The organism is Nitrospira sp. KM1 (assembly GCF_011405515.1).
Lineage (GTDB): Bacteria > Nitrospirota > Nitrospiria > Nitrospirales > Nitrospiraceae > Nitrospira_C.
In genome coordinates, this window is the sequence record NZ_AP022671.1 from 1329272 (window position 1) to 1345819 (window position 16548).

Annotated in this window: 11 protein-coding genes; all 11 read right to left on the minus strand. The window is 52.0% G+C overall.

What is annotated here, in order from left to right; translation table 11 throughout:
• Window positions 1-42 precede the first annotated feature (42 nt).
• The 11 genes from W02_RS06055 to W02_RS06105 all read right to left on the minus strand — a co-directional run bounded on the left by W02_RS06055 (window position 43) and on the right by W02_RS06105 (window position 16522).
• Complete coding sequence (locus W02_RS06055; protein ID WP_173045759.1) at window positions 43-2295, minus strand: methyltransferase domain-containing protein; 2253 nt, start codon at window positions 2293-2295, stop codon at window positions 43-45.
• Between the two features lie 54 nt (window positions 2296-2349).
• Window positions 2350-3462 carry a non-hydrolyzing UDP-N-acetylglucosamine 2-epimerase gene (wecB, locus tag W02_RS06060; protein ID WP_173045761.1) on the minus strand — a complete coding sequence of 371 codons (1113 nt, stop codon included), beginning with the start codon at window positions 3460-3462 and terminating at the stop codon, window positions 2350-2352.
• A gap of 44 nt (window positions 3463-3506) precedes the next feature.
• Window positions 3507-5453 carry an asparagine synthase (glutamine-hydrolyzing) gene (gene asnB / locus W02_RS06065; RefSeq protein WP_173045763.1) on the minus strand — a complete coding sequence of 649 codons (1947 nt, stop codon included), beginning with the start codon at window positions 5451-5453 and terminating at the stop codon, window positions 3507-3509.
• Window positions 5454-5495: 42 nt separating this feature from the next.
• The gene (locus W02_RS06070; RefSeq protein ID WP_173045765.1) at window positions 5496-6500 is read right to left on the minus strand and encodes a UDP-glucuronic acid decarboxylase family protein; all 1005 of its coding nucleotides are present in this window, start codon (window positions 6498-6500) and stop codon (window positions 5496-5498) included.
• Between the two features lie 277 nt (window positions 6501-6777).
• Window positions 6778-7755 carry a hypothetical protein gene (locus W02_RS06075; protein ID WP_173045767.1) on the minus strand — a complete coding sequence of 326 codons (978 nt, stop codon included), beginning with the start codon at window positions 7753-7755 and terminating at the stop codon, window positions 6778-6780.
• An 888-nt stretch (window positions 7756-8643) separates the two neighbouring features.
• Window positions 8644-9801, minus strand: a complete 1158-nt coding sequence (locus tag W02_RS06080) for a hypothetical protein (protein WP_173045769.1) — start codon at window positions 9799-9801, stop codon at window positions 8644-8646.
• 78 nt (window positions 9802-9879) lie between these two features.
• Window positions 9880-11724 carry a carbamoyltransferase gene (locus W02_RS06085; RefSeq protein ID WP_173045771.1) on the minus strand — a complete coding sequence of 615 codons (1845 nt, stop codon included), beginning with the start codon at window positions 11722-11724 and terminating at the stop codon, window positions 9880-9882.
• A 44-nt stretch (window positions 11725-11768) separates the two neighbouring features.
• Window positions 11769-12935 (minus strand): glycosyltransferase family 4 protein, encoded by a 1167-nt coding sequence (locus W02_RS06090; RefSeq protein ID WP_173045773.1) that lies wholly within the window; start codon window positions 12933-12935, stop codon window positions 11769-11771.
• A gap of 16 nt (window positions 12936-12951) precedes the next feature.
• Entirely contained in the window at window positions 12952-14016 is a 1065-nt protein-coding gene (locus W02_RS06095; RefSeq protein ID WP_173045775.1) for a hypothetical protein, read from the minus strand.
• Window positions 14017-14059: 43 nt separating this feature from the next.
• The gene (locus W02_RS06100) at window positions 14060-15370 is read right to left on the minus strand and encodes a glycosyltransferase family 4 protein (RefSeq protein ID WP_173045777.1); all 1311 of its coding nucleotides are present in this window, start codon (window positions 15368-15370) and stop codon (window positions 14060-14062) included.
• A 15-nt stretch (window positions 15371-15385) separates the two neighbouring features.
• Window positions 15386-16522 carry a glycosyltransferase gene (locus tag W02_RS06105; RefSeq protein ID WP_173045779.1) on the minus strand — a complete coding sequence of 379 codons (1137 nt, stop codon included), beginning with the start codon at window positions 16520-16522 and terminating at the stop codon, window positions 15386-15388.
• Between the last annotated feature and the right edge of the window lie 26 nt (window positions 16523-16548).

Below are 16548 nucleotides of genomic sequence, written 5' to 3' on the forward strand. Positions count from 1 at the left end.
CGTGGCTTGAGTGGGTTCGCAGCAGAAGCGGACGATCTATTTCTAACCTATCGCAGCCTTGAGCTCTTTGACGCCGGAGGCATTGGACCGTTTCGCCAATTTGTCGTCAAGGAGCAACGCATCCACATAGAACTTTGTGGCCCAGTTCAATACTTCGAATTTTCCGTATTCGCCATCAAATGGATACGCGCCCTTGATCCCGCCTCTCAGTCCCGGATTAGCGCTGGAGCAGTGTTGCGTCGTCTTCAAAAAGGAAAGAATACGCTGTGCAGACGTTTGATAAAAGGGATTACCGGTCACCGAGAAGATTTTCAGTAGTATCCCTGCAAGTTGTGCGTTACCAGTCAGGCAGCTCCATTCGACTGTTCCATTCCAGGCCTCATCAAACCGACCGGGAAAACTGCCGTTAGGGCGGATTCGACTTGCCAGCGCGTCAGCCGTCAATTTAGCCTTGGCAAAATACTCATCCTTCTTCAAGGCTTCGGCTGCCCCCAGGATGCCTTCGACAACGTAGCAGATGGTATGAAGGAGTGGAGTCTGAGGATTGGTGAGACAATTCTCCCTGAACCATCCATTCGGCTCCTGTTTCTCGATTGAAAATCGTATGTTTCTGTCTCCGGCTTTCACGAACTGTTGATTGCCTAATCGCTGACCGGCGAGGATGAGCGCCCAGCCAACTCTCGCGTTGTATGTAGTCGTGCTGGAGTTTGCGAATCGTGAGTTTCCCTTGCGCCAACCTCCATCTTCGTCCTGGACGCCTATGAGATAATTGGCGGCCCGTTCACATGCCTCAAGGTATTTTACCTGCTTTGTTTCATCATACGTCCGCAGCCAACCCAGAATGACTTGACCGGTATTGAACACAGCCGGCGACGGGTTGGGATTTACGATCCCTCCCATTACCGCCCCATTGCCCATCTGAACGGAGATTTCCCAATCCGCCATTTCGATGGCTCGGCGTCGCAGATCATTATCTTTAAGAAAAGCGGAACAATCGAACATGGTCGGAATGATGTATCCGGTTGTCTCAGGATAAGATGCCTGCCATCCTTTGTTCCCCAGATAATTGTTCCAGGCCACGCTATATCCTCTGGAAACCCCTTTGTCCGGGGTCGCATCCTGAGCACGCTTGAGCCATTCCACGGCTTCTTTTAAGTGAAAGATGTTGTCCCGTACGAGCAGGTCTCTCTTGGCCTCCTCGCGTGCCAGTTCCTCGAATGCCTCACGGTTCGCAAGCGAAGAAGTTCGTACCGTCTCCGTCAGGCGATCGCTAATCTTTTGGATGACGCCACGGTCCTGCTCCGGAGCGTTCTTTGTCGCCTTCATTACGACCTTTTCCATGATGTACCGCAAGGGGATGGTCGCTCCGAAGAGTTTCTCAAACGAGAACGCCGCTGAGTAATAGCCTCGAAGCAAACCTGGAGCGCGTCGCCCTCCAATGCCGTTGATGAAGAACGCGTCTAACAGATACTTATGAAATCCGAAGCCGACTCCCCTCCCTCGAAGACCGTGCATTTGTCCATTCTTCAACCAGGGTTTGACCTCAAACCAGTGATTGTAATTATCGTAGTCGATGCCCCATTCCGAAAAGGGCGACAACGACCGAAAAAATAATTTGAATGGCGCATTGAAGACGGATCGAATCTTCGACATCCGGATTTCTTTCCAGATGGTCTTAAGGTTCCAAGTATTGTACAGCTCCAAAATGAGGTCGCCATGGTCTCGGGTGATCCGGCACAACTCGCTAATGGCCTGCTCCTGTTTCTTCAAATGTTGAATAACCCTGCAACTGATGACGGTCCCGAACAGATTGTCTTTAAATGGAAGATGTTCTAATTCACAACAGACGTGGAAATGACCACGTTTTCTGCGTCGAGCCGCCTTGAGAAGATTCAACGACGCGTCTATTCCAACTGAGACAGTATCTGCCGGCAGCGTTTCAAGAAACCGTCCATTGCCGCACCCGGCATCCAATAGAAGATCCAATTTATCTTTATCGAAATAGTACGTCAGGCCGTAAATCTCCGATTCATGATTATAGACGCCGAAGATAGTGTCAGCGCCTTCCACGTTGGCATCGTATAATTGGGCCTTGTCCTCGGAGTCCCAATAGCGTGTGAATAAATGCTTCATCTCCGTTTCGACATTACATGGCAGCAACACGGGAATGCCTTCTACGATCGGAAATACAAACAGGCACTTTGCGCAGGACAACGCCGTTTCATCATGCCGGAGTGCAAGTTCACCCTTGCACTTGGGGCAGCAGAGCATTTGGTAAAAGTCGTTCTTGTTCAAAGGATGACTCCTGTTTGTGGTGATTGCCAAATACGTCCGACCGTTGCCCTCTACCTACAATTGCTCGACGAGAATATTAACCACACGTTCAGCCGCCTGACCATCCCACAAAGGAGGAGGAATAGAAGGCCTAAGGGGGATATCAAGAAGCGCGGCGGCCTCTTTTTCGATTCTGGATGGTGTCGAACCAATGACCCGGTTGGTCCCATGCGTGACGGTCACAGGTCGCTCGGTGTTTTCCCTCAGCGTCAAGCATGGGATTCCTAATACTGTGGTTTCTTCCTGCAGGCCACCCGAATCCGTCAGCACGATTCTCGAGCTTGCCACCAGGGCCATGAAGTCAAGATAGCCTACCGGATCGATGCAGCGGATACCCTTGTTCACAAGGGTATCCTTTCCGAAATGCACATGATCCGAAACCCGTGACAGCGATTTGAGAGCGCCGATCGTGCGCGGGTGTACGGGAAACACCAACGGACACCGCTCGGAGATCGTGCACAAGGCGCTCATCAATCCCTCAAGTGTTCTCATATCGTCTACATTCGACGGGCGGTGAAGAGTGACCACTCCATAGTCGGACTTACGCAGATTGAGCGTGTCGAGAATTCTTGATTGCGCCCATAGCTTTCTCGACGCTTCCAAAGAGTCGATCATCACGTTACCCACGAAGAAGATCTTGTCTTTGCACACTCCTTCATGCAACAGATTCGTTTGCCCGCTCTCCTCTGTCACGAACAGAAAATCGCATACGGCATCGGTCACGATGCGATTGATTTCTTCCGGCATGTCTCTGTCAAAACTTCTGAGCCCTGCCTCCACATGAGCCACCTTAATCTTTAATTTGGCGGCCGTGACGGCCGCCGCCATCGTGGAGTTGACATCACCGACGACGAGGACTAGATCGGGCTTTTCTCGCTCCAAGACCGGTTCCAGTCGTTTCATGACTTCTGCGGTTTGGAATGCGTGTGAACCTGACCCAACATCCAAAGAGACATCGGGCCTGGGGATATCCAGTTCCTCGAAAAATCTTCCCGCCATGCTGGCATCATAATGCTGTCCGGTATGAACCAGCAGTGGACAGATCTGAGGCCGTTTCCGCATGGCTTTGATGATAGGAGCAATCTTCATAAAGTTCGGTCTGGCGCCTACAATATTTACAATTTTCATATCCGAACCTCGAGGGAGACTGACATATCCATATCCAGGGCTAGCTAGACCAACTGGTCTGTCTGCTCGGTTCCCCTAACGGTTTCTCCAGGAACCGGTCGATCCGTCGCGGCATTGCCTTGGAGAAGTTCTGCAATCATTTCAAACTCAGCGAGGTGAAACAAATCATGGTGTACATCGACCTCGCCCCGCCTGTGACGCTCCAAATCGTTCACAATAGTCTTTGTGTTATAGATCCCTCTCTCGCGTACCTCACGGCTGCCAAGAACATCCGCCATGGGTTCATACAGAGACTGGGCAAACCATTGCCGCCCGGCGGTTGGGAACCCCATCTTATCGGGTCGCGAGCGCACGGACTCAGGAATCCGGTCTCTCATAGCCTCGCGCAGAATATGCTTGTTCCAAGGGCCTCTTATCTTCCAGTCACTGCCAAGAGCCGATACTAATAAAACCAGACGATAGTCTAAAAACGGCAGGCGCGCTTCAATGGAATGAGCCATGGAGTTTCGGTCTTCGATTCGCAAGTACAGAGGCAGAGGAGAATATAGAACGGATTGCCTGAGAACTTCATTCAAGGTATCCCCACCTCTCAGACGCTCCTCACTCGGGAAAGCCGACGTAAGCTCTCGCGAGAACCAAGGGTGTTGTTGGATTTTCCGAGCGTGTCGATTGTCTGAGATCATCCGATAGCTGCCGTAACGCTGAAGCTTTGACACTATGAGATCGGTCAATGACTTCTTGAATAGCTGAAATGGCCTTCCACCATGAACGGCTGTATACTCATTGATCTCGGATACAGCACCGCGTATTGAACTCCGGTTTATCAGTTCACGCCAGTAATCAAAAAAGTAGCTGAAATATCCCCCGATCGTTTCGTCCGCGCCCTGACCGTTCAAGACCACTCGTATGCCGTTCGACGCCACGAGATTCATGAGGTGAAATCCGACCGCGGCTGTCATGGTGTGGACCGGCTCGTCGTGGTACCAGAGCATGCGTTTAAGGCTTCCCCACAGTTCCATCGGAGTAGTTTGCAGTTCATACAGTTGGGCGCCGGACAGCTTCAATGTATCGGCGATGTAACGAGACTCGTCGAACTCCTTGGCCATGTAACAAAATGCTCGAAGCGGACCGGCGTCGGATTGCTGGATTTCTTTACGCTCTCTCGCGGCTGCACACACGATCGAAGTCGAATCCAAGCCTCCCGAGAGACAGACTCCCACGGGAACATCGCTGCGCAGCCGGAGACGAACGGCATCTTCAAACAGATCTGCGAACTGTCGGACCGGAGCTTCCACCTTCGTCTCAGAGGTGTTGTCCGGATCCCAGTATTTCCAGACTTTCCGCGAGCCGTCCAATCGCTGTTCGAAAGCGGATCCTGGATCGATCGATTCAATTCCTTCATAAAAACTTTCGCGCGTGTCATCCAGATGGCCCTCGAGCAGGAAACGTGAGGCCACCTTCCAGTTGATCCCGCCTCGATATAGGCCGGAAGCACGAATCGCTTTGATTTCGGACGCAAAGAGAACATGCCCCTGTTGCCGATATACGAACAGCGGCTTGACACCGAACCGGTCCCGAGATCCAAATAGTAAACGATCGACACGGTCATAGATCACAAATGCCCACATCCCATTAAACTTTGACAGGCACTCGGCCCCCCATTGCCGATAGGCATTCAGCAGCACCTCGCTGTCGCCGGTTGAACGGAACTCGTACCCTAAGCTCGTGAGCTGACTTCTCAATTCAATGAAATTGTAAATTTCCCCGTTGAACACCAATACGTATCGCCCATCACTACTTACCATCGGCTGATGTCCGGTCGCAGAGAGATCCAGAATGGCCAGCCGGCGGAAGCCTAACCCCACCGGCCCACTCAGATAATGACCCGCATCGTCGGGACCTCGGTGCATGATCGACCGCGTCATGCGTTCCAGTGCCGACCGCTCGGCAGGTTGCCCGGACAAGTTACAGATGACTGCAATACCGCACATCGTTCGCTCTCTTCAATTTCGAAGAACCACGGCTACCACGCGTTAGACGACCTGCCGAAAGTAATCGATCGTTTTTCTCAACCCGTCTTCCAGTTCGACCTCCGGCTCCCATCCCAGAAGCAATTTTGCTCGTCTGATATCTGGTCTTCTGACTTTGGGGTCGTCTGCGGGCAATGGCCTGTGTTCAATCTTGCTCTTCGAACCAGTCAGCTTCAAGACGAGATCGGCAATTTCCTTCACTGTCAGTTCACGGGGATTGCCGATATTGACCGGATCATGAATCGTTTCGGGAAGCGGCTGCGCAGATTTTGTAAGAAACGTCGACCGGTCGGTACGCTGATCGATCGTTTTGTCGGAATCCGCCAGGAGCAGAGCGGTGATGCCTCGAACCAAATCGTCGGCGAAACAAAAGCTTCTTGTTTGCGCTCCGTCACCGAATACGGTAAGCGGTTTGCCCTGCAACGCTTGAACGACGAAATTTGAAACTACTCGGCCGTCGTTCGGCCGCATCCGCGGACCGTATGTATTGAAAATTCGCACGATTCTCGTATCCAGCCCGTGATAGCGGTGATACGCCATGGTAATCGCCTCGGCGAACCGCTTGGCTTCATCGTAGACTCCCCGAGGGCTGATGGGATTGACGTTGCCCCAATAAGATTCGGGCTGAGGATTGACAAGCGGATCACCATAGACTTCGGATGTACTGGCCAATAGCAGACGGGCTCCTTTGGCTTTGGCCAACCCGAGCACCTTGTGAGTTCCTAATGCTCCGACTTTGAGGGTGGCAATGGGCATTTCCAGATAGTCCTGAGGGCTGGCCGGTGAGGCGAAATGCAGGATCGCATCCAGTGTCCCGTCGATGTGCACATAATCACATACATTGTATTTGATGAAACTGAAGCGTGGGTGGCCCATGAGATGGGCGATATTCTCGGTTCGCCCGGTAATTAAATTGTCCATGGCCACGACTTCATGTCCTTTGCCGATCAACAAATCGCTCAAATGGCTGCCTAGAAACCCTGCGCCGCCGGTAATTAGGATACGCATCGCCGTTTACCTCCTCTGATCATTGAACCCCATTCTGTCCATATGTCGCCGGACGAGCACCGGGCAACAGAAGCAATTGTCCGTTCCCGATTGATGTGACACCGTCCCGCTCAATTGTCGGAGAAAGCCGTGCTCGATATCCTAGCAGAACTTCGCATCATACATAATGAAAACATTACTTTTGTGGGAGTTCTTCACTACACCTCGCTGAAAAGTAGTCTCCTTATGTACTGATCCGATTTCCGCTTGCTATTCGCCGGCGGTAAAGATTCACTACTTAAAGAGGCGGAGAGGATTGCAGCGGCATTTCCATCTGGAGGAAACGACGAATTTCTTGTGCAACAATGTCATACCCTTCAGGGGTATAGTGTGCCGGCTGCCGAAAGGGGAAAAGATCCAAGGGGTCTGGTTGCCGCCAGAATACCGGGACAATATCCACGATCGGAATCTTGAGCTCGGAGACAATGGATAAGACGGTTTGGTAATGAGGGTTTGCCTGCCCCGTCTCCGCGTACCGCTCAAACTGGGGGAGATAAACGAATATCATTTTTCCACCCCAGTCATAGACCGTATCTTTTGCCGACTTCACGATCTGTTTAAATAGATCAAGGTCCTGCGGACTGACGCTGGGAGTCACTTGCTCAACTGAACTTTCCGGTGTCGGCTTGAATATTCCGGCGAGCAGCTTCCAGACATAGGAAAGCTTGATAAGCTCCTCAACCCTGCCATTGTAATTGTCTACTTGGAACAAGCCTCTCAGGAGACCCGCCAAGCGAATGGTTGCGGTTCCACCGAAGGCCATGAGCTCAGTGTATGACATGAGGGCATCGTCAATTTCGCGCTGTTTAAGAACAAGGCCTTGAGTATAGAGTGGGTCGAGGTAATTAATGAGCAGCGATCGGCGCTCCTGGATCAAATCAGTCAGATCATTGGTCTCGCAATACACCCAAAGGAGGACCTTCGGTTTGAGAACGGAGAGATACTCTTTCAACGTCGCTAATTCTGCCAATGGACCGTTACCATCATTACCAAGGTTGAGGGTTGTCGGATAAGTTTCTCTTAGTAGAGCTGAAACACTTTGCTCGCTCGGCACGCACGCCCCATGGGCAAATGAGTCGCCAACGACGGCCAGATCAGGATTCTGGTTTTTCCATGACCCTCCAGGATTGGCAAACCCATGTTCGTCGTTCTGTAACAGAATATATTTGCCCTGTTCATTGCAGTAGACGGCCGTCCTGTTCGAAATCCCACCCAACGGCACTATCGGTTTACCGTTCAGTTCGACAATAGGAGTTTTTCGTCCTCGCGGCCAATCTTTGAAAAGATGTGAGGATGAAATGGAGGGCCATGCATCCACTCCCGTCCGTCGGAGATCAAGCATCACATTGAGTCTTGACCTGACATCGAACTCCTGACCACGACTTCGGGCCGCATCACTCAGAGCTTGAATGTGGCGAGGACCTCGCCGCATCTCCTGCCAGTGACTCAATGGGTAGGTTTCATTGACACTCGAGTTGACGACAAGGATGAGATTTGTGCCATATAGTATGACAAATATACATGCACCGGCCAATGCGGCATTGACACGATGTTCCGGGGCAGCCAAGAGTATTCCGCCGCACACAAGCGGTACGATGAGGAAAAAATTGTAGTGATTACTCCACCCATAAGTCAGAGACAAGCAGGTGAATAACATTATCCCGCCGATCCCTCCGGTTTTCAAAATGGAATCGGCCGCTTGCAAGATGGTTTTTTCTATGAGGATTCGAGAGGCACTTTGACCACTGGAACTCAGCATGATTTCGTGATGACCTTTACGTTATGTATGCAGGAGGATTATTGAAATGGAAGTACTTGCCGGTGCAGGCGATACTGTGCAGGTTGCACGAGGCTATTAGGAAAAATCCAGAAATACCTTTAAGCCCATCACCACCTTATGAAGTGAGCATGCCCAATTCATTTTTTCAATCTGAAATCAGTGGAGCATCTCCAAACAGTTTTTCAACAGCCTGCCAGGGGATCATCGTGCAGTATAATCCTCAAAACCCAGGACTACAATCAGCATGTATGACTCTTTGCAGATCGATCCCCAATTCGCAATATTCTTTTGCCATCAGTACATCTTCTTCTTAGCTCACGATCTTTACTGTAATAGTTGCGGTGAGGTCTTCTTGTCAGCAATCAAGGGAGCCACCTGTGCGGCCAACCCTTCCATGGCTTGGTCTGTCGCATGTTCATTCAGGTGAGCATCCCAAGGACCTACCCGCTGGTCCTCCAAATAGATAGGAACAGCAAATTGGCGGAAACCAGCGTTGACATACTCCATATTCTCCTCCCGCTGCCTTCGAGAGGCGCGATAGTAGCGGCCCGAAAACTCGTAAATATCATCCTCTTGACTCACCAGTGCGGCATCATCATACATAGGCCTGAACAATGCGAATACTGCATGATGTGCGGATGCTTCCTCCGACATCAACCGCAATAAGCTACGCGTCAAATCCAAGCCGTATTGCATTCGCTGACTTCGTGGAGAAAAGTAAATTGCCAGATGGCTTTTTTCGCTCAGGAGATTTTCATCCTTCAGCAAGCCCTGCTTCCGCAAGTTTTCCCACTTTTGATTGGCTTGACCGCCTGATACGTTTAGCGGTTGATACGAAGCCGGCAACCAATCTTCCCAATCAGAATCGGGCTCGGCAGGTGCCATCCTCGCTCTTGCAAGAGCGCCTAATCGGAAAGACGGAATGGGCAATTGTCCTCCGATACGTTCATCGGGCCATTGCAGAGTGCCGTCGGACAGAATGAACGTAGGTTTTCTCGTTCCGTTTGCAGGCATGTGGGTGGGGAAAATATTGTTCCAGATATCATTGCTCGGAGTTTGCCAAAGAATGAGCATATCCGCTCTGAACTTTTGAAAGTACTCTCGAATAGCCAACAATTCTTGATCATTCCCGTACCCCGAAGCGCCGAGCGTAAAGACTTTGACTTTCTTGCCATACTTAGTCGCGAGATAGTGCTCGAGCCTTCGTTCCGGCATCCATCCGAACGCGCAGCAGGCAGACGCTTCAACCTGAGAATCACCGACTAAAAGAATGACGGTATCGTCACTCTCGTACTTGATTGGACGTCCGCGGAATCCCAGTTGATTTCCTTCCAGAGGCTTGAGAGTGGATCGCCAACCTGAAACGGCAGGGCTCGGAAATCCTGCAAGATGGAGTGCGAGTTCAATAGTTCCAATAGAGAGCGCGGCTAACAGAACGATAGCAAGAGTGGCTGCAAACCTGCGAACCGGAACGTGCCGCATCTAGAATAACCGTCTTGAATCATTCATGCGCTTATTCAAAGTGGGCCGACCATCTCGTTCGAATTTATGGCGAGTCTGCTAATCGAGCTCAAACTCTTTCTTCCAATCCGTATCTCCTTCCAATGGTTTCTGATCCTTCTTATACAGCACACAATTCTCGAGCACGAGAACGTCCATTTCGGTCCGCATGAAACATCGGAACGCATCTTCCGGGGTACAGACAATCGGTTCTCCGCGCACATTGAATGATGTGTTCACCAAAACGGCATACCCGGTTTTGGCTTCGAATGCTTTCAGCAGTTCATAGTAGCGTGGGTTCGTTTCCTGATGTATGGTCTGAACACGTGCAGAGTAGTCCAAGTGTGTGACGGCAGGAATATCCGATCGCGGCACGTTGAGGAGTTCAATGCCCCACAACCCCTTTTGGGCCGCCGACATTGGGCGGCGACGCTTTTCCTGCACCGGCGCGACGATCAGCATGTAGGGGCTGTCTGAATGGAGGTCGAAATAGTCCGATACCTTTTCACGCAGCACTGACGGCGCAAAGGGCCTGAATGATTCTCGGTACTTGATCTTCAGATTCATGATCGACTGCATCTTTGCACTTCGGGCGTCACCGAGAATGCTTCGTCCGCCAAGAGCCCGAGGACCGAACTCCATCCGTCCCTGCAACCAACCGACGACTTTTTCTTCGGCGAGGTCCTGCGCGACCTTCGTGGCGAGCCCTTGGTCGTCCAGGCGAATGTATGGAATGTCTTGGCCCTTTAAGTATTGTTCTATTTCATCGTTCGTGAAGGAAGGTCCGAGGTATGATCCCCTCATCCTGTCATGCCGGCCGTCCGAAACCCTGGGTTTTCCTTCAAGCTGATGCCATACGGTCAGTGCAGCTCCCAGTGCTCCGCCTGCATCTCCCGCCGCCGGTTGAATCCATAACCCCTTAAAAGGTCCCTCGCGGAGTACCCGTCCGTTGCCGACACAATTGAGTGCGACTCCGCCTGCTAAACACAGATTCTCCACTCCCGTTTCCCGGTGAAGGGTGCGTGCCAAACGCAGCATCACCTCCTCCGTCACTTCCTGAACCGACCTGGCGAGATCCATCTCGCGTTGAGTGAGCTTGGACTCGGCCTTTCGGGGAGGCCCACCAAACACGTCGTCGAACTTTCTGCCGGTCATGGTAAGGCCGGTGCAATAGTTGAAATATTCCATGTTGAGCCGAAACGTGCCGTCTGGTTTCACGTCGATCAGATGCTCGTAAATCGCTTTCACGTATTTCGGTTCGCCATAGGGCGCGAGGCCCATCACTTTATATTCGCCCGAATTGACCTTGAAGCCCGTGTAATAGGTAAACGCCGAATACAGCAATCCCAGGGAGTGAGGGAATGGAATGTCCCACAGCGGGACGAGGCGGTTCCCGTCTCCCCGCCATGCCGACGTCGTGGCCCATTCGCCGACTCCATCCATGCACAACACGACTGCGGATTCATACGGCGAAGCAAAGAAGGCCGAAGCGGCATGAGACTCATGATGTTCCGAAAATAGGAGCGGGGGCAATTCGGTTTTTTTCATTCCGTCTCCGTGAACGAGAAACTCCTTCACGAGGAGACTCTTCAGTAGCAACTTTTCTTTCATCCAGACGGGCATGGCCGCTAAGAACGACTGGATCCCCTTAGGGGCAAAGCCCAAATATGTTTCCAAGAGACGTTCGAATTTGATCAGCGGCTTATCGTAGAAGACGAGATGGTCGACGTCTCGCAGCCGAATTCCTCCTGCCTGGAGACAATATTCGACGGCCCGGTGCGGGAACCCGGGGTCGTGCTTCTTCCGGGTGAAGCGCTCCTCCTGCGCTGCCGCGATGATCTCACCATCACGAACCAGGCAGGCGGCACTATCATGGTAATAGGCAGAGATCCCGATGATATTCATGGTCACCTTTCTCCTTCTCAGAAGACTTTCCGCGGCGGCCGCCCTCATGCTGCTTCAAGCAGGTCTTTAAACACTCCTTCGTATCGAAGCACGAGTCTATTGTAATCGTACTCGGTCTCCACGGTGCTCAACCCATTCTTTGCAAGTCGAGACTGCAGCTCCGGATCACGAAGCACACGGCGGATGGTATCAGCCAACGCCACGCTGTTGCACGGCTCTACCAAGACGCCCGTCTGGCCGTCCGTGACAAATTCCGGGATCCCTCCGACCCGCGTCGCCACAATGGCCTTTTCAAAGGTCATGGCTTCGAGTAACACGATGCCGAACGGTTCGGACCGGGAAGGAAGCACAAACAACTCACAATGACGAAACAGGGCGGGAATATCTTTGCTGGACACATCACCAAGAAATACCACGTGATCATCAACCCCCAGATGTCGCGACATGCTCTTCAATTTAGTCTCTTCGGGCCCGTCGCCTGCGATGACAAACCGATGGCCTTGCAGTTCTTCCCTTAGAATACGCACCGCTTCCAGGAGCACATCAATTCCTTTCCGATCATAAAGCTTGGCAACTGTCAGCACATACGGCCGCAAACTTGTAACATCCGCCGTTGGAGCCTTCGAGGCTTGAGTCCGGATGCGCTCGCATTCCACTCCATATGGCAAGTAACCCCTATTGGGCGGCAGCTCTCCGAGTATCTGTTCCGCCTGCCTCAGTAAACTCGACGAGTGCGCCAGAACCTGATCCCCGTCTCTGATCACTTGCCGTACGATTTTCTGATCCAGACCGGACAAGACATGCAATGACAGCACGTCATCTCCATGAAGTCCGACAAGTAGCTTCAGATTCATAACCCTTTTCAAGATACTGAAATACCACATGAACGGCAGTGGGTATTCCAAACAGACCAACTGTATCTTCTGTTTCTGCAGAAAACGAGCAAGACGAAACATTGTCGGGATAAAATAGAGCATGCTCGCCAGCAATCCCTTGAGCGGGGCTTCGGGGATCCAGATGCCTCTCATATACAGCTCGAAGACATGTTCATCATGAACTTGATGACAATTTACAATGGAATCCGATTCGCCGGCGCGCAGAACAATCACATGGTGTCCCCGTCGCCCGAGGAACCGTCTCAGATCCTCGATGTAGGTAGCGACACCTCCCGTTTGAGGAGTAAAGAAAGGTGTGACGATCAAAATGTTCATCGTGTTATCTGCCAATTCACTGGAACGTCAGTCGCCGGCGGATCACTCTACCGTCCCGGTTCCGATCACCGGTTTTCCCGAACTCATTTGAATGCACATAGTATAGATACACTTCTCGCCCGCTGCGGCGCGGTTGGTTTTCCGTCCCGGCAAGCGTGACATACATTTCATGTCCGGGATCGTCCACGATTTTATGAAAGTGTGTCCACTGCAGCGCGTCTTCTGATTCTGCCCAATACAGGTCGGAGTTCGGCCAGGGTTCCCCGATGAACACCGCTATATATTTTCGGATATATTCATTGTAGGAGATGTCGCCGAGCAGGAAGGATTCTCCCCGCTGTTCGATCAATGTGCTCGACTTCCCGCCGATGCCCGGTTCCGACCAGTGGCCTTCAAAGTACTTCTTCCAATCGGAAACTGTGCGATGTTCGGTGGCCGCCTGCAAGACATCGACAATCCGAGCTCTGGCGACCCCGTGATTGACAGGCCTGTTTACTCCCGATTCATCAAGCAAATCCGCAAAGTAGAGATAAAAGTATTCTCCGACGACAGCATACGCGCCCCAACCGATGTCCCAACTGGACCGCCGAATTTGATAAAAATGGGCGGTTCGTGGCAGATGAGGAGTGACAATCGCTCCCAGATCAATCCAAGTCTGCCCCTCGTCCAATGAGCGGGCGATTCCTATTTCGCTGTAAAAGGGAAGATAGTTGGGGGGAACGATGTAGAATTCAGCGTGATAAAACATGAGAAGACAGCCTGTCTTCTCGTCACGATAGATCGGCCCGCCGGCCACATAGTCATAAGGTTTTTTTAATTCTTGAATCTCTAATTTCCGCACTCCATCGGATATTGGATTATCCAACGTTCCTATGGCCGAAACAGGATATCCGGCCGAAGCTGCGTAGAACTTATACTTTGCGCCATCTTTGACTATACCCATGGTTCCGTCCGGCCAGGAATATGGACGCTTCTCAGCTGTGAGCACGACTTCCGCCGGACCTATTTGCAAAGACGGACCTGCATCTTTTTCCCGCTGGAGGTGCCCACACGCATTCAGGCCGATTAGTTCGACCAGCACGACGGCACCTATAACAATTCCAATGCATCTCATGTAACCAGGATCAATCCTTTTGAACAGTACCAGAAGCGAGCAATTTTTCAATTCCGCTTTCGTAGCAGTCAATCGTCCGCTTCCAGGTCCACTCCCGCTTCACATATTCCGATGCTTCCAGCCCTTGCCGATCTCGTTCATCCCGTTGCCCAACCAGCAGATCAATGGCTAAAGCCAATTCGGCGGGGTCCCGATCGACGAGAATGCCGGTCCGCCCATCGACGACGGATTCACGAACTCCACCTTCTTTAATCCCTATGACTGGAGTTCCACAGGCCATCGCCTCCAACGCCACTAACCCAAAGGGTTCCATAATGGGAACAAATACAAGCGCCAACGCCCGATTATAGACGGAAACAAGCTGCTCTTCGCTGGGATGACGGAGAATCTCCATCTCTACGCCGGCCGTCCTGGCCAATGAGATGATAGTAGAACAATATTCCGGGTCTTCCTGATGTGTAACTGCTTCAGGAGTGGCAATGACCATTCGCGGTCGGCGAGACTGTGGGATGCGAGATAGTGCATCGATAGCGAGATGGTGTTGTTTTGCATCGACAATCCTTCCCGCGGATAAAATCATCGGTTCGACCGTCAGCCCCAATGGACGAAATGTCGAAGTATCCACGCCATACCGGCAGACTGAGGAAAAGCGACGTGACCGTTGGAACAATGCTTCCTTCGAATAGTATGAATTGGTAAATACGGTTCCCGCTCTCGCCAGCCCCTCTAAATCCCTCGTTTCTCTGACGCCCGACCAGATTCCGGGAGCCAATCGGCACGCCCGGTCATATAATCTCCATAACTCGGATGATTGCTTCGGCGTATCACGCTGCACGTAGCGAATACCGGTCACCTCGTGACTGTACACGACAGTCGGGAGCTTCAAGAATGTCGTCAACAGCACCGTATAACTCGGAGAACAATGATCGATATGTACGAAATCATATTGCCTCGATTCAATGTCGACGGCAATCGACCTGAGTCTCTCTTTCAGTGATCGGTCATTCAACATATCGCGGGCCAGTGTGACCCACGCATGGAGTACATACGGTCTCAGGACCGTAGTATTCTGAGCAGAGAGATGATGAAAGCATTCGCGCACGTGGGGGCCGAGCGGCCAATGAGAAAGGTTGGGCTCACCGATTCGAACGATATATTCATCAATGACATGGCCCCGCTGAGCGAGCTCCCGAACCATCTCATAGGCAGCCCGTTTGGACCCTCCGGAGTCGCCCGTATGGCACCAGGCAATCTTCCAAGGTTTACCCGCCCTGACTTCATGCGATACTCTCAAGGATAGCGGCTCTGATGCTTGTATCACCTGTATACCTGCTTGTTACTGTGGGCATGGAGACAAGACTACTTGTCTCAATCGTTCCATAGACTGCTCAATATCGAAGTGCCGCCGCATGTGAAGCATTGCAGCTTGTCCCATCCGCTTCCGTTCGCCCTCATGATCGAGCATGTATCCGATGGCACGCTCGATAGCCTCAACCGATCCAGGCTGGACGATGCGGCCATTGTCCCCGTCTATGACGACCTCTCCGGTTCCACCGACGTCAGTTACCACAGGAGGTATGCCCATCGCCATTGCTTCAAGGAGTGCGAGCGGCAAACCTTCCTTGTCGGACGTCAGCACGAACAGATCGGCTCGCTTCAAGAACGGTCTGACATCATCAACATGTCCGATGAACGAGACATGCTCCAGAAGATTCAGACGATGGGCCTGGGACAAGAGATCGTCCCGCATGGGGCCCGTGCCCAAGATGAGGCATCGCCACCCCGAATGCAGCTCTTTGAGCCGTGCCAAAGCGTCGAGCAATAGGTCGATGCGTTTAACGGAAGACAGTCTGGCTGCACATACGATAGTCCTATCGTTTCTTATGCAGCGCTCGGAGACACCTTCGCGATCGGCTTCAGGGGAATACCGTGCCAAATCGATACCATTGCGGATCGTGAGGGTCCGGTCAGCCGGATAACCATACTCCTCGACAAGCCGTCGGCGGATGGCTTCACTGACACACACGGTCAAATGGCCGAGCCTCGATTGAACTCTTCTGGCCAAGAGATATCGAGTACGCCAACCGAATAGTCTCTTGACGACTTGTACCAGTGGCGGCCCGCTCTGAGGTGGCGGGACCGGATCTGCGATCAAATGTTCAATAACGATAACCCTCTTCACTCCGGACAACCTTGCGGCCAGATAGGCCGACAAGGGATAGTGATCGAATACGCCTTTTACGAAAACAAGCACTCCATTTCTGTGCCGAAGAAACACGCGCCAAAAGGAGAGAAATTTGTTCGTCCGAATCAAGGGCAACTTCTCAATCCGTACATTGGGTCTGTCCTCTAATGCCCGAGTATAAAAATCCTCGCTGAAGCAGAGAATCACGCAGTGGATTGCATCGTCCATTCTGCGGACAAAATCGATCAAGTGCTTTTCCGCACCGCCAAATTCCGGCGTCTGCACCACAAACGTAATCCGCCTGGTTATCATAT

Bases quoted from the DNA above. Each gene is read 5' to 3' on its own strand.
- wecB (WP_173045761.1), bottom strand. From the start codon at position 3,462: ATGAAAATTGTAAATATTGTAGGCGCCAGACCGAACTTTATGAAGATT.
- asnB (WP_173045763.1), bottom strand. From the start codon at position 5,453: ATGTGCGGTATTGCAGTCATCTGTAACTTGTCCGGGCAACCTGCCGAG.
- W02_RS06070 (WP_173045765.1), bottom strand. From the start codon at position 6,500: ATGCGTATCCTAATTACCGGCGGCGCAGGGTTTCTAGGCAGCCATTTG.
- W02_RS06080 (WP_173045769.1), bottom strand. From the start codon at position 9,801: ATGCGGCACGTTCCGGTTCGCAGGTTTGCAGCCACTCTTGCTATCGTT.
- W02_RS06085 (WP_173045771.1), bottom strand. From the start codon at position 11,724: ATGAATATCATCGGGATCTCTGCCTATTACCATGATAGTGCCGCCTGC.
- W02_RS06090 (WP_173045773.1), bottom strand. From the start codon at position 12,935: ATGAACATTTTGATCGTCACACCTTTCTTTACTCCTCAAACGGGAGGT.